17 protein-coding genes are annotated in these 26,748 nt (G+C 72.3%); 8 read left to right on the top strand and 9 right to left on the bottom strand.

What is annotated here, in order from left to right:
- Positions 1 to 375: 375 nt before the first annotated feature.
- From AB0C73_RS35375 to AB0C73_RS35355, 5 genes are all read left to right on the top strand, one after another.
- The gene (locus AB0C73_RS35375; RefSeq protein WP_362537942.1) at positions 376 to 942 is read left to right on the top strand and encodes a winged helix-turn-helix domain-containing protein; all 567 of its coding nucleotides are present in this window, start codon (positions 376 to 378) and stop codon (positions 940 to 942) included.
- Between the two features lie 80 nt (positions 943 to 1,022).
- Positions 1,023 to 1,823 (top strand): tyrosine-protein phosphatase, encoded by an 801-nt coding sequence (locus tag AB0C73_RS35370; protein WP_362537940.1) that lies wholly within the window; start codon positions 1,023 to 1,025, stop codon positions 1,821 to 1,823.
- Positions 1,824 to 1,957: 134 nt separating this feature from the next.
- Positions 1,958 to 3,901, top strand: a complete 1,944-nt coding sequence (locus tag AB0C73_RS35365; RefSeq protein WP_362537938.1) for a hypothetical protein — start codon at positions 1,958 to 1,960, stop codon at positions 3,899 to 3,901.
- A gap of 157 nt (positions 3,902 to 4,058) precedes the next feature.
- On the top strand, positions 4,059 to 4,946 hold the full coding sequence (locus tag AB0C73_RS35360; protein ID WP_362537936.1) for a metal-dependent hydrolase: 888 nt from the start codon (positions 4,059 to 4,061) through the stop codon (positions 4,944 to 4,946).
- Positions 4,946 to 6,007: a PDR/VanB family oxidoreductase gene (locus AB0C73_RS35355; protein ID WP_362537934.1), complete on the top strand. Its 1,062-nt coding sequence runs from the start codon at positions 4,946 to 4,948 to the stop codon at positions 6,005 to 6,007. The genes AB0C73_RS35360 and AB0C73_RS35355 overlap by 1 nt, the downstream gene beginning before the upstream one ends.
- 12 nt (positions 6,008 to 6,019) lie before the next feature.
- Here the strand turns inward: AB0C73_RS35355 and AB0C73_RS35350 are convergent, their stop codons facing one another.
- The gene (locus AB0C73_RS35350; protein ID WP_362537932.1) at positions 6,020 to 6,379 is read right to left on the bottom strand and encodes a hypothetical protein; all 360 of its coding nucleotides are present in this window, start codon (positions 6,377 to 6,379) and stop codon (positions 6,020 to 6,022) included.
- A 38-nt stretch (positions 6,380 to 6,417) separates the two neighbouring features.
- Here AB0C73_RS35350 and AB0C73_RS35345 point away from each other — a divergent pair, with 38 nt between their 5' ends.
- Entirely contained in the window at positions 6,418 to 7,116 is a 699-nt protein-coding gene (locus AB0C73_RS35345) for a TetR/AcrR family transcriptional regulator (RefSeq protein WP_362537929.1), read from the top strand.
- Between the two features lie 81 nt (positions 7,117 to 7,197).
- On the opposite strand, the gene pulA is transcribed toward AB0C73_RS35345, so the two are convergent.
- The 7 genes from pulA to AB0C73_RS35310 form a co-directional block, all read right to left on the bottom strand.
- Positions 7,198 to 12,483: a pullulanase-type alpha-1,6-glucosidase gene (gene pulA / locus AB0C73_RS35340; RefSeq protein ID WP_362537946.1), complete on the bottom strand. Its 5,286-nt coding sequence runs from the start codon at positions 12,481 to 12,483 to the stop codon at positions 7,198 to 7,200.
- A 267-nt stretch (positions 12,484 to 12,750) separates the two neighbouring features.
- Positions 12,751 to 14,460, bottom strand: a complete 1,710-nt coding sequence (locus AB0C73_RS35335; protein ID WP_362537927.1) for a carbohydrate-binding module family 20 domain-containing protein — start codon at positions 14,458 to 14,460, stop codon at positions 12,751 to 12,753.
- Between the two features lie 135 nt (positions 14,461 to 14,595).
- On the bottom strand, positions 14,596 to 15,663 hold the full coding sequence (locus tag AB0C73_RS35330) for a LacI family DNA-binding transcriptional regulator (RefSeq protein ID WP_362537926.1): 1,068 nt from the start codon (positions 15,661 to 15,663) through the stop codon (positions 14,596 to 14,598).
- Positions 15,651 to 17,333: an alpha-amylase family glycosyl hydrolase gene (locus tag AB0C73_RS35325; protein ID WP_362537925.1), complete on the bottom strand. Its 1,683-nt coding sequence runs from the start codon at positions 17,331 to 17,333 to the stop codon at positions 15,651 to 15,653. Before AB0C73_RS35325 ends, AB0C73_RS35330 begins: the two co-directional genes overlap by 13 nt.
- A gap of 62 nt (positions 17,334 to 17,395) precedes the next feature.
- Entirely contained in the window at positions 17,396 to 18,286 is an 891-nt protein-coding gene (locus tag AB0C73_RS35320) for a carbohydrate ABC transporter permease (RefSeq protein WP_362537944.1), read from the bottom strand.
- A gap of 14 nt (positions 18,287 to 18,300) precedes the next feature.
- Entirely contained in the window at positions 18,301 to 19,323 is a 1,023-nt protein-coding gene (locus AB0C73_RS35315; protein WP_362537923.1) for a sugar ABC transporter permease, read from the bottom strand.
- A 46-nt stretch (positions 19,324 to 19,369) separates the two neighbouring features.
- Complete coding sequence (locus tag AB0C73_RS35310) at positions 19,370 to 20,647, bottom strand: extracellular solute-binding protein (RefSeq protein ID WP_362537921.1); 1,278 nt, start codon at positions 20,645 to 20,647, stop codon at positions 19,370 to 19,372.
- A 304-nt stretch (positions 20,648 to 20,951) separates the two neighbouring features.
- On the opposite strand from AB0C73_RS35310, the gene AB0C73_RS35305 reads away from it, so the two are divergent.
- Together AB0C73_RS35305 and AB0C73_RS35300 are read left to right on the top strand one after the other, a co-directional pair.
- Positions 20,952 to 21,983, top strand: coding sequence for a LacI family DNA-binding transcriptional regulator (locus AB0C73_RS35305; RefSeq protein WP_362537919.1), 1,032 nt, complete (start codon positions 20,952 to 20,954; stop codon positions 21,981 to 21,983).
- 75 nt (positions 21,984 to 22,058) lie between these two features.
- On the top strand, positions 22,059 to 23,042 hold the full coding sequence (locus tag AB0C73_RS35300) for a phosphatase PAP2 family protein (protein ID WP_362537917.1): 984 nt from the start codon (positions 22,059 to 22,061) through the stop codon (positions 23,040 to 23,042).
- A 57-nt stretch (positions 23,043 to 23,099) separates the two neighbouring features.
- Here the strand turns inward: AB0C73_RS35300 and AB0C73_RS35295 are convergent, their stop codons facing one another.
- Complete coding sequence (locus AB0C73_RS35295; RefSeq protein WP_362537916.1) at positions 23,100 to 26,087, bottom strand: bifunctional [glutamine synthetase] adenylyltransferase/[glutamine synthetase]-adenylyl-L-tyrosine phosphorylase; 2,988 nt, start codon at positions 26,085 to 26,087, stop codon at positions 23,100 to 23,102.
- Between the last annotated feature and the right edge of the window lie 661 nt (positions 26,088 to 26,748).

Raw genomic sequence — 26,748 nt, 5'->3', positions numbered from 1 at the left:
TGTCTTCCCCCGCGGGCTCCCCCATTGTTCCCCCCCGGTCCCCCGGCAACCCGGTGGGGGCGCCCCCCCTACCCCCCCCCCCGGGGCCCGCCCCTCCGGCGTTGTCCGTCCCTGTCCGCAGGGGGGTACCGGGCGCCATTCCCCCCTGGTTTAATAGGGATATGGCCGCCATCCAGAACGACACCGCTTCGAGGCTCTTCGACCTCGAGCCGTTCTGGCCTTCCCGGCAGCACCACGACTTCGACCGGTGCTGTCGGCGCGTGAGGAACGCGTCGGCCCTCTAAAGCCCGATCGGATCCGATATCCGGTCGCTGCGGCCTTCGGCCGGCGCGCGCATCGCACCTTCGTGACTCGCGCGAAAGAAGCTGAGCTCTCATGGCCCACACCCACACCCGGACCGCCCCCACCGCCGCCCTCGCCGCTCCCCGTCCCCGGCTGCGCGCCGTCGCCCCCGACGAGGTCGCCGAGCTCGCCCGGGTGGCCGACCTCCTGCCGCCGGGCGCCACCCTCCTGCCCGCGCCCCCGCACGCGCTGCCCACGCTGCCCGGCCGCCCGCCCATGGTCGGCTATCTGGTCCTGCTGCCCGCCGACGCACCGGAGGCGAGGCAGGAGCCGGGACGGACGCCGGGACAGGCGCCGGAGCAGGAGCCGAAGCAGGGGCCGGTCAGCATCGACGGCGTGCGGCGGATCGCCCGCGTCGACGGGCGGGAACTCGAGCTGACCTACCTGGAGTTCGAACTCCTCGCCCATCTCGTCGCCCACCCCCACCGGGTGCACACCCGGGACCAGCTGGTCACGACGGTGTGGGGCTACGGGCACGTGGGCGACGGCCGGACCGTCGACGTGCACGTGGCCCGGCTGCGCCGCAAGCTCGGCGCCGAGCACCGCGACACGATCCAGACCGTGCGGCGGGTCGGTTACAAGTACAGCTACAGTTCGTAGGAAAAGCGCGAAAAGCACCCTTTCATACGGACCCGGAGGGATCCGGACGGGTCCGGAGGGGTCCGGAGGAGAGTCGCCGTATGCCCGCCATTCCCGCCGCCACCGTCGCCAACCTCCGCGATCTCGGGACCCTTCCGCTCGGACCGGGGCGCAGCGTGCGGGAAGGGCTCGTCTTCCGGTCCGGGCAGCTGGACCGGCTCGACCCGGCGGACGCGGCGGTGGCCGGGCTCGGGCTCCGTACGGTGGTCGACTTCCGGACCGACGCCGAGCGGAACGCCCGGCCGGACCGGCTGCCGGCGGGCGGGCGGCTGCTCGTGGCCGACGTGCTCGCCGACTTCCTGGCGATCAGCGGGCTGCCGCCGGCCGCCCGCCTGAAGACCCTGCTCTCCGATCCGGCGCTCGCCGAGGAGCACCTGGGCGGGGGCAGGGCGCAGGCCGCGTTCGTGCGCACCTACCGGGCGTTCGTGAGCACCGGGTCGGCCCGGGCCTCGTACGGCGCCCTCCTCACCGAGCTGGGCGATCCCGCCGCCGGTCCGCTGCTCTTCCACTGCACCGCCGGGAAGGACCGCACCGGGTGGGCGGCGGCGATCGTGCTCACGCTGCTCGGCGCGGACGAGCGGACGGTCATGGCGGAGTATCTGGCGGTCAACCCGGGGGTGCGGGAGGTGTACGCGCCGCTCATCGAGGGGTTCACGGCGCAGGGCGGCGACCCGGAACTCGCGCTCGCGCTCATCGGGGTGGTGCCGGAGTATCTGGAGGCGGCCCTGGACGAGGTGGCCGTACGGCACGGCTCGATGGAGAAGTACGTACGTGAGGGGCTCGGCGTCCCGGACGAGGTCGTCGACGTCGTGCGCAGGCGTCTGACCGTGCACGCCGCCTGAACGTACGTGCCGCCTGAACATGCACGCCGCCCGAGCCGGCCGCCGGCGCCCGGCGCCCCGCATCCGCCGTCCGCAACCCTTTCGGGGGACGCCCGCCGGGGTGACCATCGCACCAATCGCTCGTTCTGCTGAACGTGAGCACCCAGGAAACCCAGGATCTCGCCGCCTCCGACGGCCCCCGCTCCCCCGGTCCGGTCGACGTCGAGCAGGCCGAGGCCGCGCTCGTCGAGCACTATCCGCGGCTCGTCCGGATCGCCTATCTGGTGCTTCCGCCCTCCCTCGGCCGCAATCGCCGGGTGCTGACCGCGCATGCCCTGGCGCAGCGTTCGCTGCCGCGCCGCCGGGCCTCGGGGGCGGGCGCCGGGACGGTGCCGGGGGCGCGCCGGGCGGACGAGGACGCGGTCGACCCGGGGTACGCGTACGTGCGGGCCGAGGTGCTGCGGCAGGCGCTGATCGCGGGGCTGCCGCTGCGCCGCCGGGCCCTGCCGCGGCGGGCGCAGTTCCCGCCGCTGCTGCCGCAGGTGTGGGGCCTGCGGGTGTTCCCGCGGGCCGGCGGCGCCGACGAACTCGCCCTGGACCAGCGGCTCTCCGCGCTGTCCGGCCCGGCCCGGGCGGCGTACGTGCTGCGCGGCCTGGAGCGGCAGGGCGACCCGGAGGTGCTGCGGGTGCTCGGCGCGGCCGGGGTCGAGGACCCGAAGGCGGCGCTCGCCGAGGCGGACGGGGTCGAGGCGCAGTATGTGCTCCTGGAGTCGCCGGAGTTCGACCCCTGCTCGCTGCAGGCGCGCCCGACGGATCTGATGCGGCGGCGCCAGCACGGCCGGGCGGCGCTCGCTGCGGCCGCGGCGGTCGTGGTGTGCGGGGCGCTGCTCGGGCTGCCGGGCGACGGGTGGGGCAGAAACGGTGCTGCGGCCCCGTCGTACGCCCGTAACCCGGCGGCGGAGGCGGCCCTCGACCCGGCGGGTCTGAAGCGGGTGGGGACGGCCGACTGGCAGGCCTCGGCGCGCACCGACTTCTCGGTGTGGCCGGCCCGCGGCGGGCTCACCGGCGACTCGGCGCTGCTGCGCCGGGCGCTCGCCGTGTGGGCCCGGCCGGGTCCGGCCGTGCACGCCTCGGCGACGCCGGGCACGCCGCCGGGGCCGCCGATGGGCCCGTCGCAACTGCTGTTCGCGGGCGAGGTCGACGCCAACCGGGTGGTGATCCTCCACGACGGACTGCGGGTGGTGCGGTACGCCGAGCCGGTCGGCGCCACGAGCGGCGTGGCGCTCGACTTCGCCCGTACGGACGGGGCGGACGCGGTCGGCTCGGCGGCGCTCGTGGTGTCCCGGGCCGGGGGCAACGTGCGTTATCTGACGGCGCCCTGGGTACGGGAGGCGGCGGTACGGGACCTCCTGCTGCCGGACAAGGCGCCGCGGGTGCTGACCCGTGACGGGTACGGGGTGACCGAGCCGATCCCGAGCCCGGTGACCGCCGCGTCCTGCACCCGCTGGACCGCGCTCCAGCTGCGCGACGAGTCCGGGACCCGGCTCCTCACCGACCTGGGCGAACTGGCCCCGGCCCGGCTGACCTCGGGCCCGCCCGGCCGGCCGGCCGATGTGACCGGCGCGGCGGCGCGCGAGCAGTGGGCGCGGATCGCGTGCCGGCTGACGGCGGTGAGCTCGCACGGCGTGCGGACGGTCAACTCCTGGGCGTACGCGTCCCAGCGGCCCCCCGAGGGCACCGGGCGCGCCGAGTGGTGGTGCGCGCGAGCGGAGACCTGGCGGGGCACGGGGAGCCGGAGCCTGGCGCTGTTCCACGCACCGGGCGCGACCGGGCCCGCGGTGCTCGCCGCGCGCTCGGAGGGGACCCCGGCCTGCGGCGTGAAGGATCCGCGGGTGCTCGCGGGCGTGGTGTGGCAGGCGAAGAGCGGGCGGTGGTACGTCCTCGCGGCCGGCTCGCCGGACTTCGCGTCGCTCCAGCTCACGGGCGGGGTGAAGGCGCGTTCGGAGGGTGCGCTGATGGCGGTGAAGGCGGCGCCGGGCGCCCGCGCGGATCTCGTCGGGACGCTGGAGGACGGGCGCCGGGTGGGCGCCCTGCGCTGAGCAGGGGCCGGACCCTGCGTTGAGCCCGGCCCGGGCCCTGCGCTGAGCCCGGCCGCCTCCTCGAAAGGACCACAGGAGCACGAGCCGGGCGTACCGCGGGTGAAAAGCACGTGCGCGACCCCTGGCCCTCGGGCTTACCCCTCAGTACATTGACGCCATGTCTAATACGCAGCCCGTCCCGGTCGCGTCGGAGCACATCGAGCTCAAGGCCCGCAAGGTCTCCTTCGACTGGGGACAGACGCCGCTCCACTGGGTTCCCGGCGACCCGTTCACCACCCACACCATCAATGTGCTGCACCTGCTGCTCCCGGCCGGCGAACGCTGGTTCGTCCACGTCTACCAGCAGGTCCTGCCGTACATCACGGACGAGCGGCTGCGTGCGGACGTCATCGGGTTCATCGGGCAGGAGGCCGTGCACTCGCAGGCGCACGACGACGTCCTGCCGCACCTGAAGGAGCAGGGCCTCGACCCCACCCCGTACACGGCGCAGGTCGACTGGTTCTTCGAGAAGCTGCTCGGCGACCGGACGCTGCCGCCGGGGCGGCCGCGGCGCTGGTGGCTGATGGAGCGGGTGGCGCTGATCGCCGCGATCGAGCACTACACCGCCTTCCTCGGCAACTGGGTGCTCAACGCCGAGGAGCTGGACCGGGTCGGCGCCGACCCGATGATGCTGGACCTGCTGCGCTGGCACGGCGCCGAGGAGGTCGAGCACCGCGCGGTCGCCTTCGAGCTGTTCATGCACCTCGACGGCGGCTACCGGCGGCGCGCCCGCACCTGGGCGGCGGCGTTCGGCGCGCTCGTGTTCCTGTGGCAGCGCGGGGTGCGCTTCTTCATGGAGAACGACCCGACCGTCCTCGACGCCAGGCCCAGCGTCGGGCAGTTCGTGCGCAAGGGCCGCCAGGGCGTGCTGCCGTCCACGCCCGACCTGCTCCGCGCCGTCCCCCGCTACATCAGCCGGGACTACCACCCCTCCCAGGAGGGCAGCACCGCCCAGGCCGCCGCCTACCTGGCCTCTTCCCCCGGCGCCAACGGAGGCCGTGTCTGATGCGTGTTCGTACCGTCGTCCTCGTCGCCGGGGCCGCGCTGCTCGCCAAGCGGGCGCTGCGGCGCCGGATCGACGCCTCACCGCTGTGGCCGATGCCGGCTCTCGACGTGCCGGTCTCGGGCCGCGGCCGGCAGGCCACCGTCACCCGACGTGTCGTGGTCGCCGCGCGCACCGAACCGGCCGAGGGCGTGGTCCAGTTGCGCCTGGAGGGCGCCGGGCTGCCCGCCTGGCGGCCGGGCGCGCACATCGACCTCGTCCTGCCGTCCGGCACCGTGCGCCAGTACTCGCTGTGCGGCGACCCCGGCGAGTCCGGCGTCTACACCGTCGCGACCCGGCTGATCGAGGCCGGGCAGGGCGGCCGCGGCGGTTCGCGCGAGGTCCACGAGCAGCTGCACGCCGGCACCGAGATCGAGATCCGCGGGCCGCGCAACCGCTTCCCGCTCGCCTCCGCGCCCTCGTACGTCTTCGTGGCCGGCGGCATCGGGATCACCCCCGTCCTGCCGATGGTGCGTGCGGCGGAGGCGGCCGGGGCCGACTGGCGGCTGCTGTACTGCGGGCGCAGCCGGGCCACCATGCCGTATCTCGACGAGGTCGAGAGGCTGGGGGCGGGCGGGCGGACCACCGTGGTCGCCGAGGACACCGACGGGCGGCCCGGCCTGGGCTTCCTCGCCGAACTCCCGGCGGAGACGGAGGTGTACTGCTGCGGGCCCGAGGGCCTGATGGACGCGGTGGGCGCCGCCATGCCGGAGGGACGGCTGCCGCGTCTGGAGCGCTTCTCCGCGGCCCGGACCAAGGGCGGAAAGCCCTTCGAGGTCGAACTGCGGCGCACCGGGCGCACGTTGGCCGTGGCGGCCGACCAGTCGGTGCTGTCCGCGGTGCGCGAGGCGGTCCCCGGTGTCCTCCACTCCTGCGGGCAGGGCTTCTGCGGGACCTGCCGACAGCGGGTACTGGAGGGCGAGGTGGACCACCGCGACGAGCTGCTCACCGACGCCGAGCGGGCCGACTCGATGCTGATCTGTGTGTCGCGGTGCGCCGGGGAGCGCCTGGTCCTGGACCTGTAGTCCGGCCAGGGATCAGGGCAGCAGCCAGTCCATGGAGAGCGCGGCGACCAGGCCTCCCACCAGGAGCCAGGTCGCCAGGCGCGTACGCCCGTTGCGGGACAGTTCGATCACGACGCCGCAGAGGATCATGGCGAGGCCGTAGACGCCGACGACGAGCACGGAGGTGTGGGCGGCGAGCCGTACGGCCAGGACCACGCCCATGACCACGAGCAGGACCGAGCCCACGACGACGCGCGCGAGCCGCGCCTGGCGGGGCGTGAGGCCGGTCCGCTCCTCGTCAGCCTCTTCGGCATTCGCCACGCCCTCCGCGCCCTCGGCGGGGGCGAGTTCGGTGTCGTCGGTCTCCCTGGTGTCCTGCTCAGAAGCGCTCATGTGCCGGGAGCGTAACGGACTCCCGTTAGGCTGTTCGCATGACGACCGGGGTACGCCGAAGGATGGGCGTCGAGGAGCGCAAGCAGCAGCTGATCGGGGTGGCCCTCGAACTGTTCAGCCACCGCTCTCCCGACGAGGTCTCCATCGACGAGATCGCCGCGGCCGCGGGCATATCCCGCCCGCTGGTCTACCACTACTTCCCCGGGAAGCAGTCGCTGTACGAGGCGGCGCTGCGCCGCGCGGCCGACGAGCTGGCCGCCCGCTTCCTCGAACCGCCGCAGGGGCCGCTGGGAGCGCGTCTGCTGCGGGTGATGGGCCGTTTCTTCGACTTCGTGGACGGCCACGGGCCGGGCTTCGCCGCGCTGATGCGGGGCGGTCCCGCGGTCGGCTCCTCGACGACCAACGCGATGATCGACGAGGTGCGGCAGGCCGCGTACGAGCAGATCCTGGCGCACCTGGAGGTCGCCGAGCCCTCGGCGCGGCTCGAACTGGTCGTCCGCTCCTGGGTGTCGCTCGCCGAGTCGACGGCCCTGCTGTGGCTGGACGGGCGCCGGGTGCCGCGCGGTGAGCTGGAACAGCAGCTCGTGCACGACTTCGCGGCGCTCATGGCGGTGAGCGCCGCGTACGACGACGACATGGCGCAGATCGTGACCCGCGTCCTCGCCGACGAGCCGGCCGACGGGCCCTTCGGCGACCTGGTGGGGCGGCTGGTGGGCCTGGTGCCTCCCCGCGCCTGAACGGCCACCCGGGTACGGGTTCAGGCGCAGGGAGCCTAGGCCCGGCAAAGGGCGCCGTCCCTGGCGGCGCCCCTGGGGGTGTCAGCGGGTGGTGAAGACCGACACCGTGCGGGGCGGGACCGTGAAGGTGGCCGACGCGCTCTCGTACGTGGACGTCTTCGTCACCGGGTCCGAGCCCGACGCCTGGAGCGGGTGGAGGCGGTACTCCGTGCCCGCCAGGGACGGGATCACCTGGGTCTGTGTCCGCGGGGTCGCGTTGAAGACGACGACCAGGTCGCCCAGGCGCATCGTGATCACGCCCGGGGTCTCGTCGCGGCCCGAGAGCGGGAAGGACAGGGTGTCCTGGACGCGGGAGGCCGTGGCGAGGGAGAAGGCGGGCTCGGTGGAGCGGATCTTCTGGAGGTCGCGGTAGGCGGCGGAGGCGCCCGTGATCTCCGGGCAGCCGACGGCGAGCGCCGGGTTCACCAGGAGCGGCTTCGCGTAGGACCACTTGGACTGGTTGTCCGGGGCCGGGGGAAGCCCGCGCCCGAAGCCGTTGCCGTCACCGCAGTCCCAGTGGATCGCGTTGAACCAGTCGCCGCTGTCGTACGAGTTGCGGTCGAGGGACTTGGAGCGGAGCAGGTCGCTGCCCGCCTGGGAGAGCGCCGGGCCCTGGGACAGGGTGGCCGTGGCCATCGCGAGGACCTGCATACGGGCGCGGTCGGCCGGCGACGTACCGGCCGGGAGCTTGAAGGCGAGCGCGTCGTACAGGCTCTCGTTGTCGTGGGCGTCGGCGTAGGCGAGGGCGTCGCCGGGGGCGGCGGCGTAGCCGGCCGGGGCGCCGTTGTAGTCGACCTCGGAGCCCTTGACCGTACGGCCGGAGCTGTCGGTGAAGGAGTACGAGGCGAGGTTGCCGGTCAGGCCGACCTTGATCAGGTCCTGGTAGTGCAGCAGCCGGGCCTTCTGCTCGGCCGGGGTGCCGTTGGCGCCCGACGCGTTCGGGTCGGTGTAGAGGCCGGAGGCGAAGCCCTGGATGCCGGGGTCCGCGTCGAAGGGGCCGCCGCCGCGCACGGCGTCGCGGGCCCGGTCGGAGAAGGTGGCGACGCCCGTACCGGCCATGTTCTTCTGGGTGGCCTGGACGAAGCGCGCGTCGTCGGCGATCTCGCCGAAGTTCCAGCCCTCGCCGTAGAGGACGATCGCCTTGCCGTCGACGCCGTCCTTCTCGACGGTCAGCGCGTCGAGGGCGGCCCGCACGGCCAGGATGTTGGCCTTGGGGTGGTGGCCCATGAGGTCGAAGCGGAAGCCGTCGACCTTGTACTGCTTCGCCCAGGTGACGACCGAGTCGACGACGAGCTTGCCCATCATCGCGTTCTCGGGCGCCGTGTTGGCGCAGCAGGTGGAGGTGGCGACGGAGCCGTCGGCCTGGAGGCGCTGGTAGTAGCCGGGCACGATGCGGTCGAGGACGGACTTGTCGGACTGTCCGGCGGCGACGGTGTGGTTGTAGACGACGTCCATGACCGTGCGCAGGCCCTCGCCGTTGAGCGCCTGGACCATCTGCCGGAACTCGACGGTGCGGCGGGTGCCGTCCGGGTCGGTGGCGTACGAGCCCTCCGGCACCGTGTAGTGCAGCGGGTCGTAGCCCCAGTTGTAGGCGTCCTTCGCCGCCGCGGCGGCCACGCAGGCCTGCTGCTCGGCCGAGTCGGGCGCGTAGACCTTCAGGTCGCAGGCGGGTTCGGTCCGGTCGGACTTCCTCTCGGGGACGGTGCCGATGTCGAAGGCCGGGAGGAGGTGGACGTACGAGGTCCCGGAGTCGGCGAGCTCCCGCAGATGCCGTGAGCCCGCGCTGTCCTTGTCGGTGAAGGCGAGGTAGGTGCCGCGGTCGGCGGCGGGCACGGTGCTGTCCGCGACGGAGAAGTCACGGATGTGGAGTTCCTGGATCTGCGCGTCGCGCAGCGGCACGGCGGCCGGCTTCTTCAGGCCCTGCCAGCCCTTCGGCGCGAGCTTGGGGTCGGCGAGGTCGACGACGAGGCTGCGGGCGGAGTCGGTGGTGAGGGCGGTGGAGTACGGGTCGGTGACCCGGTTCTCGACGAGCTTCTGGACGCTCGGCGCCCAGACCTTCACGACGTACCGGTACGGCTTGCCCGCCCAGGTCCGCGGGCCGGTGACCGACCAGACGCCGGAGGCGGCGTCGCGCCGCATCGGCATGGTCCTGCCGTCGAGTTCGAGGGCGACGGACTGGGCCGTCGGCGCCCACACGGAGAGGGTGGGGCGGCCGTTCCGGAAGACGGGGCCCAACGAGGACTGCGCGGCCTTCTGCGCGTACAGGTCGTCGAGCACGCCCGCCGTCTGCACCCCGGTCGCCGCGAGCAGGGCGCCGTTCGCCGCCCGCTGGGTCGCGATCAGCTGGCCGCGCAGGGAGTCCCGTACGCGATCGGCGTCGCGCGGGTCGACGGTGAAGGCCGGGTAGTCCTTGAGGTGGGGGAACTTCGCCTTCTGGGCGTCGGTGAGGCTTCCCGCGGTGAGCCGCAGCCAGCGGCCCTCGTCGCTCAGGGCGCCGTCCGTGACGGTGATGCCGCCGCCCGCCGCGCCCGGCGCGTACACCAGCTGCTGGCTGGTGGCGTCGGTGGCCTTCACCTTCCAGACGACCGTGTTCCGGTCGATCCACTGCGCCTCGGCCTTGCCGAGGTCGAGGTTCGGGGCCCCGCCGGTGGTCGGGAGCAGGTACTTCGGCTGCTCGGCGAGCAGCCAGACCTCGTTGCCGTAGGTGGCGAGGTCGAGGGACTGGTCGGTGGGCAGGTCCTTCTGGTCGCCCTTGTGGACGATGTACGAGAGCGAGCTCGCGCCCTCCGCCAGCGGCACCTCGTACACGGCGCCGTACGCGTCGAATCGCGTCGGCAGCAGCGGCTTCGACCAGTCGGTGGGCTGGGCGGCGCCGGTCCACAGGTGCAGGCCCCAGCCGTCGTAGTTCCCGTCCGGGCGCTGGTAGTGGAGGACGGCCTTCGTCCTGTCCTGCGGGGCGGGGGCCGGGTCGGTGTCGGACTGGCCGCTGTCGCCCTGCGTGATCCAGACCTCGCCGGTGCGGCCGAGGCTGATGCTGCGCTGCGGGCCGTCGGCGGCCCCGTCCTTCTCCACGGTGTACGGGAGGGTGGACGCGCCCTCGGGGACGCGGACCCAGGCGAAGGCGCCGTGGGCGTCGCGGCCGGTGAACGCGGCCTCCTGGTCGGCGGCCTTCAGCTTCCAGCCGTCGTAGTTGCCGTCCTCCCGCTTGTAGTGGACGACGGCGTAGGTGCGCTCGACCGCGACCGGCTTCTCCGGCGCCGGGACCTGGCCCGCGGTGGAGGTGGCCAGGGCGCTCGCGGTGCGGCCGGCGGCGTCGACCACGACGGCCTTGTAGCGCAGGGCGGTGCCGGCGGGCGCGGTGACGTACTGGGTGACCTTGTAGGGGGCGTGGTCGGCGGTGCCGAGGGTCTGCCAGCGCCCGTTGCCGACCTGGGCGGCGAAGACGACCCGGTTCAGGGCGCCGGGGCCGCCGCCGGTGACGTCGGCGGACAGTTCGACGGTGCCGGTGGCGCCGGGGGCCGGGGCCTTGAGGGTCACGGCGGGCGCGGCGGCGGGGGCGGGCAGCGGCGCGTCGGCCTTCAGGACCAGGGAGGAGAGGGCGGGGACGGTGACCGTGACCTTGCCGCTCTCGGCCGCGACGGCGCCCTGGCCCCCGTACAGCGTGCGGAGGCGCGCCGAGTCGACCGGCACGGTGACGGTCTTCGGCTCGGTGGCACTGTTGGTGGCGACCAGGTACTCGGTCCGCGTCCGCGCGTCCGTACGGGAGAAGGCGTAGACGGAGCCCTCGGCGTAGCGCTCCTGCTGGACGCCGTCGCGCAGGGCGGGGTTGTCGCGCGTGAGCGCCGACAACTGAGCGATGTTCTTGTAGATCGGGTGGCCGGTGTCGTACGCGTCGGAGGCGTGCGTGCGGTCGGTGCCGAGCTGGTCGTCGTCGAGGTAGTCGGCGGTCTGCGAGGCGAAGAGGGTCTGGCGGGCGTCCTTGTCGCCGCCGGGGCCGGTGAAGCCCTGCTCGTCGCCGTAGTAGACGACCGGGTTGCCGCGGCTGAGGAACATCAGCTCGTTGGCGAGCCGGGCCCGCTGGACGAGTTCGGCGTCGCTCGCGTCCGGGTGGTCCTGCCTGAGGAAGGTCCCGATGCGGCCCATGTCGTGGTTGCCGAGGAAGGTGACCTGCTCGTAGGCGTTGGCCTTGTCGGTGGTGTAGCGGTAGTCGTCGGCGAAGACCTTGGCGAGGCGGTCGGCGCCGGCGCCCTGGGAGGCGAACGCGCGGGCGGCGTCCTGGAAGGGGAAGTCGAGGGTGGCGTCGAGCCGGCCGCGGGTGACGTAGGGGCTGGTGACGGTGGTGTCGGCGGAGTACACCTCGCCGAACATGAAGAAGTCCGGCCGGCCCTGCTCGGCGGCGTACGTGTCGAGGGCGGTGGCCCACTGGGTCCAGAAGTCCAGGTTCACGTGCTTGACGGTGTCGATGCGGAAGCCGTCGATCGCGAAGTCGTGGACCCACGTCTCGTAGATCTTCTTCATGCCCTGGACGACCTCGGGGCGTTCCGTCCACAGGTCGTCGAGGCCGACGAAGTCGCCGTACTCGGCGGACTCGCCGGCCCAGGTGGAGTCGCCGCGGTTGTGGTACATCGTCGGGTCGTTGAGCCAGGCGGGGACCTTGTCACCGGTCGCGGCCTTCTGGACCGGCGTGTACGGGAACGAGTCCGCGTCCACCTTGCCGAGGGCGGTGCGGTCGTCGAAGGGGCGGCCGGTCGCGTCCAGGTACGGGTAGGCGCCCTTGGGGCGGTAGCCGTACTTCTTCTCGGCGTAGTCGACGGTGTCGGCGGTGTGGTTGGTGATGACGTCGAAGAAGACCTTCATGCCCTTGGCGTGGGCGGCGGCGATGAGCTTCTTCAGGTCGTCGTTGGTGCCGAAGTGGGGGTCGACCTGGGTGAAGTCGGTGATCCAGTACCCGTGATAGCCGGCGCTCGCGTCCTTGCCCTCGCCCTGCACGGGCCGGTTCTTGAAGATCGGCGCCATCCAGATGGCGGTGGTGCCGAGGCCCTTGATGTAGTCGAGCCGCTGCGTCAGGCCCTTGAGGTCGCCGCCCTGGTAGAAGCCCTTGTCGGTGGGGTCGAACCCGGTGGCGGTACGGCTGCCGGTGAGACCGCCGCGGTCGTTGGCGGGGTCGCCGTTCGCGAAGCGGTCGGGCAGCACGAAGTAGAACTGCTCACGGGTGAGGTCGTGCCGGGCGGGGGTGGCGGCGAGGGCGCGGTCGGAGGGCGGCGCGGGGGGCGCCGTGCCGGCGGCAGCGGGCGTGACGGGCGTCAGGCCGACGGCGAGGGTGGCCAGGAGGGTGGTGACGGCGCTTTGCCGCCGTCCGATGCGGGACACGTTGCTCCTCGGAGAGTTGGAATTCCCCCACCCCGCCCCTTCCCGGCCGTTCCGATCAGCGGCTCCGCCGCGGGCTGCCGGGGGCTGAGGAGGGTGGTGAGGTGCGGGGGCTGGGCCCCCGCACCCCCGGCGGGACGCGGCAGCTTCGCGCCGCACGGTGGTTGGGGTGCGGGGGGCTGGCCCCCCGCACCTCGGCGGAAAGCGGCAGCTTCGCGCCGCGTGGCGCTAGTTGCGGAAGGTGTCGTTCAGGACGATCTGGCCCGAGGACGGGACGGTCGCGGTGCGGTTGGCACCGGACTCCCAGGTGACGTTTCCGGCCCCGTCCTTGCGGAGGTACTTGTACTCGAAGGCCGTTCCGGCCGGGAGGTTCACGTCGAGCTTCCAGACCGGGTACGCGGCCGGGTCGAGCTTCAGGGCCGCCGCCGGGGACCAGTTGCCGAGCTCGGGGCGGTTGCCGGTGACGTAGATGTTCTGGCCCACCACGGTGGTGGCGGTGACGTTGAACGAGGCGCCGGTGGTGGTGACCGGCGGCGGCTGGGTCCCGCAGGTCGTCGCGCCGACGTGGAGCGCGAGTGCGGTGTTCGCGCCGAGGGTGGCCGTGAACTGGCCGGAGGAGTTCACCGTCACCGGGTTGCCGCTCTGCACGTCGCAGTAGGAGCCGGCGGGCAGGGAGGTCTGGAAGGTGCGGGTGAGGGACGAGGACTCGTGGTTGATGGCCACGTACGCCTTGGCACCACGGCCGAACGCGATCTGGTTGTTGCCGTTGTCCCACCAGTCGGTGACGGCCTGGCCGCGGGCGGTGTTGCGGAAGGCCACCATGGAGGAGATCTCGCGCCAGGCGTGCTGACACTTCCAGCCGTCGCTGTAACAGGCGTTCACCTGGTGCCCGTTGGGCGCACCGGCGTCCTTGTCGGTCCACTCGTAGCCGGAGTGGACGTCCGGGGAGCCGTACGGCCAGGCGAGCATGAAGACGGACGCGAGGGTGTAGTTCGCGCCGTCCTTGTAGTTGAGGGTGTCACCGCCGCGCTCGGTGTCGTGGTTGTCGACGAAGACGCCGGCCTGGCCGCTGGGCATGTAGCCCCAGGCCTCGCCGAAGTTCTTGAGGTAGGCGAGCTTCTCGCCCTGGAGGACCCTCTTGAGGTCGCGGGCGTAGCGGAACTCCTGGACGTCGCCGTTGCCGAGGTACTCGCTCGGGGAGACCGCCTCGCCGGCGCCGTAGATCGCCTCCTGCTTCCAGTAGACGGAAGGATTCGTCAGGCGCGACTTGATGTTGGCGAGGTCGGCGGCCGGCATGTGCTTGGCGGCGTCGACGCGGAAGCCGTCGACGCCGAGCGACAGCAGGTCGTTCATGTACCCGGCTATTCGGCCGCGGACGTAGTCCTCGCCGGTGTCGAGGTCGGCGAGGCCGACGAGCTCGCAGTTCTGGACGTTCGCCTTGTCCTGGTAGTTGGAGACCGTGGCGCGGCAGTCGTCCATGTCGGAGCCGGAGTAGACGCCGGGGTAGTTGTACTTGCTGTAGGTGGACCCGCCGGTGCCGGTGTAGGTGGCGTTGGGGTCCGCCGGGCCGGCCATGTGGTTGACGACGGAGTCGGCGACGACCTTGACCCCGGCGGCATGGCAGGTGTCGACCATCGACTTGAAGGCGGTGCGGTCGCCGAGCGGGCCGGCGATCTTGTAGCTGACTGGCTGGTAGGCGGTCCACCACTGGGCGCCCTGAACGCGCTCCTGGGGCGGTGAGACCTGCACGTAGCCGTAACCGGCGGGGCCGAGCTGGTCGGTGCAGGCCTTGGCCACGGAGGCGAAGTTCCACTCGAACAGCACGGCCGTGACGTCCTTCGCGCCGGGCGGGGCGGCCTGAGCGGTGGGGGCTCCCGTGACGGCCACAGCGGCTCCCGCCACGAGGGCGAGTGCAGCGGCCACGGTCTTTCGGGCCATGTTTCCTCCTGTACGACGTCCCTGTCGCAAGAAGTTGCCGAAAATGTCAGCAACTGTTTTCAGCCGCGACCGTAGGGGCGTACAGGCGTGCGGTCAATACTTCAAACAACCGAACGCAACAAGTTGCGCAAGGAGTTACGAAGCCGGGGACGGCGGCTGCGCCGTCGAGCCCCGCACCACCAGCTCCGGCTGGAACACGAACTCCGTGCGCTGGACCGGGTTTCCCTCGATCTCCTCGATGAGGGCGCCCACGGCCGCCGTCGCCATGGCCTGCACCGGCTGACGCACCGTCGTCAGCGGCGGGTCGGTGAACGCGATGAGCGGGGAGTCGTCGAAGCCGACCACCGACACGTCACGCGGCACGTCGAGGCCCCGGGCACGGGCGGCCCGGACGACCCCGAGGGCCATCAGGTCGGAGCCGCAGACGATGCCGGTGCAGCCCTCGGCCAGCAGCAGATCGGCGGCGGCGTGCCCGCCCTCGACGCCGAACAGGGTGGGCCGCACGAAGCGTTCGGCCTCCTCCCGCTCGATGCCGAGGGCGGCGTGCAGCTCGGCGGCGAAGCCCTCCGCCTTGCGGCGCGAGGGGACGTAGCGGGTCGGCCCGATGGCGAGCCCGATCCGCTCGTGGCCGAGTTCCACCAGGTGCCGTACGGCCATCCGCGCCGCGGCCCGGTCGTCGGGCGAGACGAAGTTGGCGTCGATGTGCTCGTTGAAGCCGTTGATGAGGACGAACGGCACGCCGCGGTCGGCGAGCCGGGTGTAGCGGGCCGGGTCGGCGGAGGCGTCCGCGTGCAGCCCGGACAGGAACACGATGCCGGCCACCCCGCGCTCGACCAGCTGCTCGACCAGCTCGTCCTCGGTCGCGCCGCCGGGCATCTGGGTGCACAGGACCGGGGTGTAGCCATACCCGGCCAGGACCTGTTCGACGACCTGGGCGAAGGCCGGGAAGATCGGGTTGGTCAGCTCGGGCACCACCAGGCCGATCAGGCCGGCGCTGCGCCGTTTGAGACGTACGGGACGCTCGTAGCCGAGCACGTCGAGCGCGGCCAGCACCTTGTGCCGGGTCGCGCCGGCCACGCCCGCCTTGCCGTTGAGGACTCGGCTGACGGTGGCCTCGCTCACCCCGGACTGGGCCGCGATGTCCGCGAGCCGCGGGGCGCCCCCTCCGGCGCCCCGCGGCAGGGGGATCGTCACACCGCCCACCAGACGGTGGTGTCGGCGGGCAGCACTGCGGCGCCCTCGACGATCAGGTTCTCCTCGCCGGCCGAATCGCCGGAGGAGAGGAGCAACCGGCCGGGCAGCGGGACGGAGATGGCCCGGCCGGTGGTGTTGGCGGTGCAGACGAAGCCGTCACGGCGGAAGGAGAGCACACCCTCAGGTGCCTCCAGCCACTCGACGGCCTCGCCCGCACCGAGTTCGGGACGCTCGCGGCGTACGGCGAGCGCGCTGCGGTACAGCTCCAGGGTGGAGCCGGGGTCGCCGGTCTGCGCCTCGACGCTGAGCCCGCCCCAGGTGGCGGGCTGCGGCAGCCAGGAGCCGCCGGTGCCGAAGCCGTACGAGGAGCCCTCGGCGGTCCACGGGATGGGCACCCGGCAGCCGTCGCGGAAGCCGTCCTGGCCGGTGGCCCGGAAGAAGGACGGGTCCTGGCGCACCTCGTCGGGCAGGTCGGTGACGTCGGGCAGGCCGAGCTCCTCGCCCTGGTAGACGTACGCGGAGCCGGGCAGCGCCAGCATCAGCAGGGTCGCGGCGCGGGCCCGGCGCAGACCGAGTTCACGGTCGCCCGGGGTGCGCAGCTGGGTGCCGAGGCCCGCCGGGTTGGCGAAGCGGGTGGCGTGCCGGGTGACGTCGTGGTTGGAGAGCACCCAGGTGGTGGGGGCGCCGACGGGGCGCATCGCGGCGAGCGAGGCATCGATCACCGCACGCAGCTCGGCGGCGTCCCAGTGGGTGCCCAGGTACTGGAAGTTGAAGGCCTGGTGCATCTCGTCGGGGCGCACGTAGTGGGCGGTGCGGTCGACGGTGGGGGTCCAGGCCTCGGCGACGAGGACGCGCTCGCCGTCGTACTCGCTCAGCACCGTGCGCCACGAGCGGTAGATCTCGTGCACGCCGTCCTGGTCGAAGAAGGGCATGACGTCGTTGCCGAGCAGCTTGAGCTGGTCGTGGGCGCCGATGTCGGGCAGGCCGGCGGCCTTGACCAGGCCGTGGGCGACGTCGACCCGGAAGCCGTCGACGCCCATGTCGAGCCAGAAGCGCAGGATCGAGCGGAACTCGTCCCGCACGGCGGGGTGTTCCCAGTTGAAGTCGGGCTGCTCGGGCGCGAAGAGGTGGAGGTACCACTCGCCGGGGGTGCCGTCCGGGTTCTCCGTACGGGTCCAGGCGGGGCCGCCGAAGATGGACTCCCAGTCGTTGGGCGGGAGTTCGCCGTCGGCGCCCTGGCCGGGGCGGAAGTGGTAGCGCTCGCGCAGCGGGGAGCCGGGACCCTCGCGCAGGGCGCGCTGGAACCACTCGTGCTGGTCGGAGGAGTGGTTGGGGACGAGGTCGACGATGATCCGCAGGCCCAGTTCGTGGGCGTCGCGGATCACGGCGTCGGCGTCGTGCAGCGTGCCGAACATGGGGTCGATGGCCCGGTAGTCGGCGACGTCGTAGCCGGCGTCGGCCTGCGGGGAGGCGTAGAAGGGGGAGAGCCAGACGGCGTCGACGCCGAGCGCCTTGAGGTACGGCAGCCGGCTGCGGATGCCCGGCAGGTCGCCCATGCCGTCACCGTTGCCGTCGGCGAAGCTGCGCGGATAGACCTGGTAGATCACCGCGTCTCTCCACCAGCCCGACTGCGTGCCGGTGGCGGGTGCGGCGGCGGGGGCGACGAGGTCCTGGGTCATGTCTTCCTTGCTTCGTAAGAAGGGTGCGGGCACGGGGTGCGCGGCCACGGGCGCTCTTCGGCTCAGCCCTTGACGGCGCCGGCGGACATGCCGGTCACCAGGTGGCGCTGGGCGAAGAGGAACACCAGGGCGGCGGGGACGGCGATGAGCACGGAGGCCGCGGTCATCGGGCCCCACTGGGCGCCGTACTGGTTGACGAACTTCTGCAGTCCGCCGGCGAGCGTGAGGTTCTCGTCACCGACCATGAAGGCGGAGGCGTAGGCCACCTCGCCCCAGGCGGTGATGAAGGAGTAGAACGCGGTGACCGCGATGCCCGGCTTGGCGAGCGGCAGGATGAGCCGCCAGAAGGTGCCGAACGGGGTGAGGCCGTCGACGTAGCCCGACTCGTCGATCTCGCGCGGGATGGTGTCGAAGAAGCCCTTCATCATCCAGGCGCAGAACGGGACGGCGATGGTCAGATACGTGACGACCAGGCCGGCCGAGGAGTTCAGCAGGCCCATCGACGCCATGATGTTGTAGATCGGCACGATGAGGACGGCGACCGGGAACATCTGGGTGACGAGCAGCGTCCACATCAGTCCGCGCTTGCCGGGGAAGCGGAAGCGGCTGACGGCGTAGCCGGTGGTGGAGGAGACGAAGACGCCGAGCACGGTCGTGAGGGCGGCGACGAGCAGCGAGTTGCCGAACCAGGTGAGGAACGGGGTGTCGTTCAGCAGGTTCGTGTAGTTCTCGAGCGTCGGCTCCTTCACGAAGTCCGTGGTGGTGGCGTACTTCGCGGGCTTGAGCGAGGTGAGCAGCACCCACAGCACCGGGAAGACGGCGATCACGGAGGCCACGATCAGGCTGAGGTGCAGCCCGGCGGAGGCGAGCGGCGAACGCTGACCGCGGCGGCGGACCTTCGTCCGGACCGGGGCCTGGGCCCGGGCTTGCGCGTGGCGCGGAGCGTTGGTCACGGGGGTCGTGGTGGTCACCAGACTTCTCCCTGCTTGCGGAGGACCCGCCGGTAGATCGCGGCGAAGATCATCAGGAGGACCAGGATCAGCACGCCCCAGGTGGAGGACTGCGCGTAGTCGCGCGGGCTGATCTCGAAGGAGAACTTGTACGCCTGGGTCACCAGGATCTGGGTGGCCTCGCCGGGACCGCCCCGGGTGAGCAGGAAGATCACCGGGAACATGTTGAAGGTCCAGATGGTGCTGAGCAGGATCACCGTGGTGGACACCGACCGCAGGCCGGGCAGGGTGATGTGCCGGAAGCGCTGCCAGGCGTTGGCGCCGTCCATCTCCGCGGCCTCGTACATCTCGCCGGGGATGGACTGCAGACCGCCGAGCAGGGCGACCATCATGAACGGCACACCGAGCCAGACGTTGACGGCGATGACCGAGAACTTGGCCCAGGTGGGGTCGTTGAGCCACGGCACGGCGTCGATGCCGCCGCCCGCGAGCACGCTGTTGAGGATGCCGCGGCGCTCGTCGTAGAGGAAGCGCCAGGCGAAGACGGAGACGAAGCCGGGGACGGCCCAGGGCAGGATCAGCAGCATGCGGTAGACACCGCGGCCGGCGATCCTGCGGTTGAGCATGTTGGCGAGGACGAGACCGAGCGAGAAGGTCACCGACACGCACGCCACCGTCCACACCAGCGTCCAGCCGAGCGTGGCCAGGAACTGGTTTCCGGTGAGCGCGTCCACGTAGTTGTCGACGCCGACGAACTCGTAGCTCGCCGGGATGTGGTTGACGCCGATGGAGCGCTCGACGTTGCGTTCGTTGGCGTCGGTGAGCGACAGCCAGATGCCGCGGACCAACGGGTATCCGATGATCACGCCGATCACGACCACCACCGGGGCGACCATCGCCCAGGCGTACCAGTGGGTGGAGAGGGATCGCTTTGCGGCGCCCCGGGATCCACCGTTCCGCTTGCCAGTTCCGCGGCTCCGGCCGCGGGCGACATCGCCCGCGGCCTTCGCCACCGACTGGCTGCTGGTGTCCACAGCCATCAGCCGGTCTGCCTTCCTTCCCGCTTCGTCTCCGACACGGGGTTGGTTACTTCCAGTCCTTCAGGAGCTTGCGGTAGGAGTCACCCGCGTTCTTCGCGCCCTGCTCCGGAGTGGCCTGGTTGGTGAGGACCTTGGTGTACTCGGTGACCAGCGGGGCGAAGAGGCTGCCGCCCTCCGGGATCCACGGGCGCTCGTGGGAGGTCTCGACGACCGGCTTGAAGAAGGCGATCATCGGGTTGGTGGCGACCTCCGTCTTGGCGTAGGCCGAGGTACGGGTCGGGAGCAGGCTGAGCTCCTTGGCGGCCAGGGCCTGGGCCTCGACCGAGGTCATGTAGTCGACGAAGGCGTACGAGGCGGCCAGGTTCTTGGACCCGGCGTACACGGCGAGGCCGTGTCCACCCTGCGGGGAGCCCTGGCCGGCCGAGCCGGCCGGGACCGGGGCGATGCCCAGGTTCGCCTTGTCGGCGAACTCCTTGCCGGTGTAGGTGTCGGCGACGGCCCACGGGCCGTTGATCATCATCGCGACCTTGCCGTCCTTGAAGGCGGCCTGCATGTTGTCCCAGCCGTTGGTCGCGTCGGTGATCGCGGCCTTGGAGTCGACCAGGTCCTTGACGGTCTTGAAGGCCTTCACACCGGCGGGGTTGTCGATGGTGACGGTCTTGGTGTCGGCGTTGACCAGGTCGCCGCCCTCGCCGTACAGGAAGGAGAGGAACCAGTAGGCGTCGTCGCCGCGCAGGTAGAGGCCGGTCTTGCCGGTCTTCTGCTTGATCTTGGTGGCGACGGACTTCAGCTCGTCGACGGACTTCGGGACCTCGACACCGGCGTCCTTGAAGATCTTCTTGTTGTAGAAGATGCCCATGGAGTCGATGACCTGCGGCACGGCGTAGGTCTTGCCGTCGTACTTGGTGGACGCGGCGGCCTGCTTGAGGAAGTCGTCCTGGTCCTTGAGGGCCGGGGTGCCGTCGAGCGGCGCGAGGTAGCCGAGGTTCGCGAAGTCCGCGGTCCAGGCGACCTCGGAGCGGATCACGTCAGGAGCGCCGGTGCCGGACTGGGCGGCGTTCTTGAACTTGTTCTGGGCGTCACCGAAGGGCACGTTGACGTACTTGATCGTGACCTTGGGGTGCTTCTTCGTGAAGTCCTCGGCGAGCTTCTTGAAGACCTTGTCCTCGGAACCGACCGTAGAGGTGTCCCACCAGGTCACGGTGCCGGAGAGCTCGCCCGAGCCCTTCGTGTCGCCGCCGGTGGAACCGGTGTCGCTTCCGCACGCCGCCAGGGTCACGCCCAGGGCCGCGACCAGCGCGGTGGCCGCTATGCCACGCCGCATGTGAACTCCTTCAGATGGTCCCGGTTTGGACGAGGGTCTGGAACCTTCCTCATGCGACCGCTCCCTCGCGGCGCTCCGGGTTGCCAGGAACGTAACAGGGATGAAAACGCGCCGAAAGAGCTTGCGAGAAATTTCTGCAAGACGCGGCGATCGTTACATCCGCGTGTCCCTAAGGTTGCGAACGCGCGGCTTGACAGTCCCAGCACCCCCTCACCTCTTGCAAGAACTTGCGCAAGAGTGGTGGGGGTGGCCGGAACCCGCGTTCGGTGGGCAATCCGTCGCATGACCGGTACAGTCCACTCCCATGACCGCGCGGCTCGCCGACATCGCAGCCCAGGCGGGGGTCAGTGAAGCCACAGTCAGCCGCGTGCTCAACGGCAAGCCCGGTGTGGCCGCGGCCACCCGTGAATCCGTGCTCGCCGCACTCGACGTGCTCGGCTACGAGCGCCCGGTCCGGCTGCGCCAGCGCAGCGCGGGCCTGGTCGGCCTCATCACCCCTGAACTGGACAACCCGATCTTCCCCGCGCTCGCGCAGGTCATCGGGCAGGCCCTCACCCGGCAGGGATACACCCCGGTGCTCGCCACCCAGACCCCCGGCGGGTCCACGGAGGACGAGCTCACCGACATGCTGGTCGAGCGCGGCGTCGCCGGCATCATCTTCGTCTCCGGGCTGCACGCCGACACCACGGCCGACACCACCCGCTACGACCAGCTGCGCGGCAAGGGCGTCCCGTACGTCCTCATCAACGGCTTCTCCCCCAAGATCCAGGCCCCCTTCGTCTCCCCCGACGACCGGGCCGCGATGGTCCTGGCCGTGACGCACCTGGCCGCGCTCGGCCACACCCGGATCGGCCTCGCCGTCGGGCCCAAGCGCTTCGTACCGGTGCTCCGCAAGATCGAGGGCTTCCGCAAGGGCATGCGCGAGCGCTTCGGCCTCTCCCCCGAGGAGACCGAGGAGCTGATCCAGCACTCCCTCTACACCCTGGAGGGCGGCCAGGCCGCCGCCGGCGCGCTCATCGCCCGGGGCTGCACCGCGATCGTCTGCGCCAGCGACATGATGGCGCTCGGCGCGATCCGGGCCGCCCGCGAGCGGGGCCTCGACGTCCCGAAGGACGTCTCGGTGGTCGGCTTCGACGACTCCCCGCTCATAGCGTTCACCGACCCGCCGCTGACCACCATCCGCCAGCCCGTGCAGGCGATGGGCCAGGCGGCGGTCCGCGCCCTCCTGGAGGAGGTCGGCGGCACCCCGGCCCCGCACAGCGAGTTCGTGTTCATGCCGGAGCTGGTGGTCCGCGGCTCGACGGCCTCGGCACCCCCGGCGGCTCCTCGTCCTTGAGGTGGAGCAGGTGCGCCCGATACCGGCCCGAGGGATGATCGGTCGAGGGGACGGAACATGGCAGACTCTCCTCCCATGGGTGAAACGACCGTGAAGACCTCGGAAAGTCGAACGACCCCGTCGTCACCCACCGTGGCCGACGGCAGGTTCACGCGCGTGCTGCGCGCCCGGACGCCCCGGCGCCCGCGGATCTGGTTCGAGGTCCTGCTCATCGGGCTCAGCTACTGGCTGTACTCGCTCATCCGCAACGCGGTACCGGAGCAGAAGACCCAGGCGCTCAAGAACGCCGACTGGATCTGGCAGACCGAGCACGCGCTCGGCCTGGCCTTCGAGCAGGCCGTCAACCACGCCGTGAACTCGGTGACATGGCTGATCGTGTCGATGAACTACTACTACGCGACCCTGCACTTCATCATCACCATCGGTGTGCTCGTGTGGCTGTACCGATGGCAGCCGGGCCGTTACGCGGCGTTCCGCACGGTCCTGTTCGCCACCACCGCCGTGGCCCTGGTCGGCTACTACCTGTATCCGCTCGCGCCGCCCCGGCTCATGAACGGGCAGCACTTCGTCGACACGGTCCTGGTCCACCACACCTGGGGCTCGATGGCCTCGGGCAACCTCAAGCACATGTCGAACCAGTACGCGGCGATGCCGTCGATGCACATCGGCTGGTCGCTGTGGTGCGGACTGACGATCTTCCTCCTCGCGAAGGCCCCCTGGGCCCGCGTCCTGGGCCTGCTCTACCCGATGGCGACCCTGGTCGTCATCGTCGCCACCGCCAACCACTTCTGGATGGACGCGGTCGGCGGCATCCTCTGCCTGACCTTCGGCTTCGCCGTCTCGTACGTCTGGTACGGCTCCCACCCGCACAAGCTCCCGAAGCTGGTGGCGGCGCCTGCGGCGTCGACGCCGCAGGGGGTCGGGCGGGGCGGCGGTCAGCGCGCGGAGACGGATGCCGAGAAGGCCGGCCGGAACTCCGGCCCGGGGTCCGACCGGGACTCCGACGAGGAGTCCGACCAGGACGAGAAGGTCGGCTCAGGCTCCCGCACCGGGCGCTGAGCGCTGAGCCGCTGGGCCGCTGGGCCGCTGGGCCGCTGAGCGCCTCCGGCGCTACGCCTACGCCCCGTAGAACAGCTCCTCCATCACCGCCCGCGCCCGGCGCGTGATCCGGCGGTAGTCGTCGACCAGCTCGCCGACGTGGCCCGGGCCGTAGCCCAGGTAGCGGCCCACGGCCGCGAGCTCGCGCGGTTCGGAGGGGAAGGTGTCGCCGGGGCGGCCGCGGACCAGCATCACCGCGTTGCGGACCCGGGTGGCGAGCACCCAGGCCTCGTCCAGGGTCTGCGCCTCGTCCGTGGCGATCAGACCGGCCGCGTGGGCGGCGGCGAGGGCCGCGCGGGTACGGGTGGTGCGCAGGCCCGGTTCGGCCCAGCCGTGGCGCATCTGGAGCAGCTGCACCGTCCATTCGACGTCGCTCAGACCGCCCCGCCCCAGCTTGGCGTGCAGGGTCGGGTCGGCGCCGCGCGGGAGGCGTTCGGTCTCCATGCGGGCCTTGAGGCGGCGGATCTCGCGCACCGCGTCCTCGCCGAGCCCCTCCATCGGGTAGCGCAGCGGGTCGACGAGCTCGATGAACCGGGCGCCGAGCTCCGCGTCGCCCGCCATCGGCTCGGCGCGCAGCAGGGCCTGGCTCTCCCACACCAGGGACCAGCGGCGGTAGTAGGCCCCGTACGACTTCAGGGTGCGGACGAGGGGGCCGCTCTTGCCCTCCGGGCGCAGGTCGGCGTCGATGAGGAGCGGCGGGTCGGCGGTGGGCAGCTGGAGCAGCCGGCGCATCTCGGTGACGACCCGGTTCGCGGCCTGCGCCGCCTCCTGCTCGTCCACGCCCTCGCGCGGCTCGTGCACGAACAGCACGTCCGCGTCGGAGCCGTACCCCAGCTCGTGCCCGCCGAAGCGGCCCATGCCGATGACCGCGAAGCGGGTCGGCAGCTCGTCGCCCCACTCGGCGCTCACGGCGGCGCGCAGCGCGCCCGCGATCGTGGCCGCGTTGAGGTCGGTGACGGCCTGGCCGACCCGGTCGACGAGCGCGCCGGGGTCGGGCTCGCGGGGGTTCTCCTCGGTGCCGTACGAGCCGATGAGGTCGGCCGCTGCGGTACGGAACAGCTCCCGGCGGCGCACCCCGCGGGCGGCGGCGACCGCCTGCTCGGCGCCGTCGGCGCGGCCCACCGCGGCGAGCACCTCCTGCTCCAGGTGCTCACGGCCGCGCGGCTTCAGGCCCTGCGGGTCGCCGAGGATCGCGACCGCCTCGGGTGCGCGGAGCAGCAGGTCTGGGGCGAGCCGGCCGGCCGAGAGGACGCGGGCGAGGTTCTCCGCCGCGGCGCCCTCGTCGCGCAGCAGGCGCAGGTACCAGGGGGTCTTGCCGAGCGCGTCGGAGACCTTGCGGAAGCCGAGCAGGCCGGCGTCGGGGTCGGCCGAGTCGGCGAACCAGCCGAGCAGCACCGGAAGCAGGGTGCGCTGGATCGCGGCCTTGCGGCTGACCCCGGAGGACAGCGCCTCCAGGTGGCGCAGGGCGGCGGCGGGGTCGGCGTAACCGAGCGCTTCGAGCCGCTGTCCGGCGGCCTCGGGGCTGAGCCGGATCTCGCCGGGGGCGAGCTGGGCGACCGCGTCGAGCAGCGGGCGGTAGAACAGCTTCTCGTGCAGCCGGCGCACCACGGCCGCGTGCCGCCGCCACTCGCGGCCGAGGGCGGCCACCGGGTCGGTGCGCAGACCGAGCGAGCGGCCGAGGCGGCGCAGGTCGTCCTCGCCCTCGGGCACGAGGTGGGTGCGGCGCAGCCGGTACAGCTGGATGCGGTGCTCCATGGCGCGCAGGAAGCGGTAGGCGTCGTCGAGCTGGGCGGCGTCGGCGCGGCCCACGTAGCCGCCGGCGGCCAGGGCGGCGAGCGCGGCGAGGGTGGTGCCGCTGTGCAGCGTGGTGTCGCTGCGCCCGTGCACCAGCTGGAGGAGCTGTACGGCGAACTCGACGTCGCGCAGTCCGCCGGGGCCGAGCTTGAGCTCGCGCTCGACCTGCGCGGCGGGGATGTTGTCGACCACCCGGCGGCGCATCTTCTGCACGTCGGGCACGAAGTTCTCGCGTTCGGCGGCCTGCCACACCAGCGGCGAGAGCGCGTCGATGTACGCGGCGCCGAGCTCGGCGTCGCCGGCCACCGGGCGGGCCTTCAGGAGGGCCTGGAACTCCCAGGTCTTGGCCCAGCGCTGGTAGTAGGCGAGGTGGGAGGAGAGGGTGCGGACGAGCGGCCCGTTGCGGCCCTCGGGGCGCAGGTTGGCGTCGACCGGCCAGATGGCGCCCTCGACCGTGGTCTCCGAGCAGATCCGCATGAGGTGCGAGGCGAGCCGGGTCGCGGCCTGCAGCGCCTTGGCCTCGTCGGCGCCGTCCGCGGCCTCGCCGACGAAGATGACGTCGACGTCGGAGACGTAGTTCAGCTCGTTGCCGCCGCACTTGCCCATGGCGATCACGGCGAGCCGGCACTGCGCCGCGTCCTCGGGCGCGGCGGCGCGGGCGATGCGCAGCGCGGCGCGCAGCGTGGCGGTGGCGAGGTCGGCGAGCTCGGCGGCGGTCTGGCTGACGTCGGTGGTGCCGCACACGTCGCGGGCGGCGATCGAGAGCAGGCAGCGGCGGTAGGCGACGCGTAGCGCCACCGGCTCGCCGGCCGCGGCGAGGCCCTGCTCGAACTCGGCGATGCCGGGGTGCAGGTCGGCGGCCTCGTAGGTGACGAGGGCCTGCCAGTCGTGGGGGTGCCGGGCCAGGTGGTCGGCGAGCGCCTCGGAGGTGCCGAGCACCCCGAGCAGCCGGTCCCGGAACGGCTTCGCGGACAGGAGCGTGGTGGTGAGGGCGGGGCGCTCGGCCTCCGGCTGCGCCTCGACGAGCCGGACCAGGCCGCGCAGGGCGAGGTCGGGGTCGGCGGTGGCGCCGAGGGCGTCGAGGAGGACGGCGTCGTCGCGCAGCGGGGCGAGCTCGTCCAGTGCGAGCAGCCGTCCGGCGGCGGACGGATCGGTGAACCCCAGCCGCAGCAGCCTGCTGAACGTGCTGCTCCTGCGTCCCGGCACCGTCATCCCGCAGCTCCTCCACCGGTCGATTCCGTCGCGGTCGAGCGTCTCAGATCAGCTGAGCGATCCCAAGTGAACCGTAGGGTTCGGTAGGGGTTCGGTCCACCTGGGTGGGGTGGCGTGGGCGTGGAGGTGGAATCCGGCGCCCAGTGCCGCTCCTCGTGGCCGGTGTCGGCGGGTGGTGGGTGTGCTGATCGTGGTCACGCTCTGGTGCCGGTCGGCTGCGCGGGGCAGTCGGGGCCGGTCCGTTGGTGCGTGTCCCTCCGGACGCTGGCCGGCAGGGCCGCTGTCGCGGCCTGCCGGGGAGGGAACTCCGCGTCGCCTGGGCGCGGGGCGGTTGGTGCGTGGCCGGGTCGGGCCGGTCTTCGACCGGTCCACCCGACGGGTCTTCGGGGCGGCCGTGACGACCGCCCTGGATTCGAGCCGGTCGACCACGGCGCGGATGAGCATGGTGCCGCTCGTGCGGTCGGCGACGGTCTTGGTCTGGTGGGTCAGGCCGCGGGCGGCGATGCGCCGCCAGGCGCCCTGGTCGCGGTCGCCCTGCCAGCGGCATTCCGGGTTGGGGCAGATGGCCCACTTCCAGCCCGGCACAGTGGGCCGGTCGGGGGCCTTGCGGTGGCGCAGCGGGGTCAAGCAGCAGGGGCAGTGCCGGGAGGTATTCCGGGGC

Origin of the sequence: Streptomyces sp. NPDC048623 (assembly GCF_040650755.1) — a bacterium.
Lineage (GTDB): Bacteria > Actinomycetota > Actinomycetes > Streptomycetales > Streptomycetaceae > Streptomyces.
The sequence above is the reverse complement of the archived record's forward strand: the minus strand, read 5'-3'. Positions and strand labels throughout refer to the sequence as shown.

Coding starts and splice junctions, on each gene's coding strand:
- AB0C73_RS35335 (WP_362537927.1), bottom strand. CDS start 14,460: ATGGCCCGAAAGACCGTGGCCGCTGCACTCGCCCTCGTGGCGGGAGCC.
- AB0C73_RS35310 (WP_362537921.1), bottom strand. CDS start 20,647: ATGCGGCGTGGCATAGCGGCCACCGCGCTGGTCGCGGCCCTGGGCGTG.
- AB0C73_RS35355 (WP_362537934.1), top strand. CDS start 4,946: ATGCGTGTTCGTACCGTCGTCCTCGTCGCCGGGGCCGCGCTGCTCGCC.
- AB0C73_RS35315 (WP_362537923.1), bottom strand. CDS start 19,323: ATGGCTGTGGACACCAGCAGCCAGTCGGTGGCGAAGGCCGCGGGCGAT.
- AB0C73_RS35375 (WP_362537942.1), top strand. CDS start 376: ATGGCCCACACCCACACCCGGACCGCCCCCACCGCCGCCCTCGCCGCT.
- AB0C73_RS35305 (WP_362537919.1), top strand. CDS start 20,952: ATGACCGCGCGGCTCGCCGACATCGCAGCCCAGGCGGGGGTCAGTGAA.
- AB0C73_RS35345 (WP_362537929.1), top strand. CDS start 6,418: ATGACGACCGGGGTACGCCGAAGGATGGGCGTCGAGGAGCGCAAGCAG.
- AB0C73_RS35300 (WP_362537917.1), top strand. CDS start 22,059: ATGGGTGAAACGACCGTGAAGACCTCGGAAAGTCGAACGACCCCGTCG.
- AB0C73_RS35350 (WP_362537932.1), bottom strand. CDS start 6,379: ATGAGCGCTTCTGAGCAGGACACCAGGGAGACCGACGACACCGAACTC.
- AB0C73_RS35295 (WP_362537916.1), bottom strand. CDS start 26,087: ATGACGGTGCCGGGACGCAGGAGCAGCACGTTCAGCAGGCTGCTGCGG.
- AB0C73_RS35360 (WP_362537936.1), top strand. CDS start 4,059: ATGTCTAATACGCAGCCCGTCCCGGTCGCGTCGGAGCACATCGAGCTC.
- AB0C73_RS35325 (WP_362537925.1), bottom strand. CDS start 17,333: ATGACCCAGGACCTCGTCGCCCCCGCCGCCGCACCCGCCACCGGCACG.
- AB0C73_RS35370 (WP_362537940.1), top strand. CDS start 1,023: ATGCCCGCCATTCCCGCCGCCACCGTCGCCAACCTCCGCGATCTCGGG.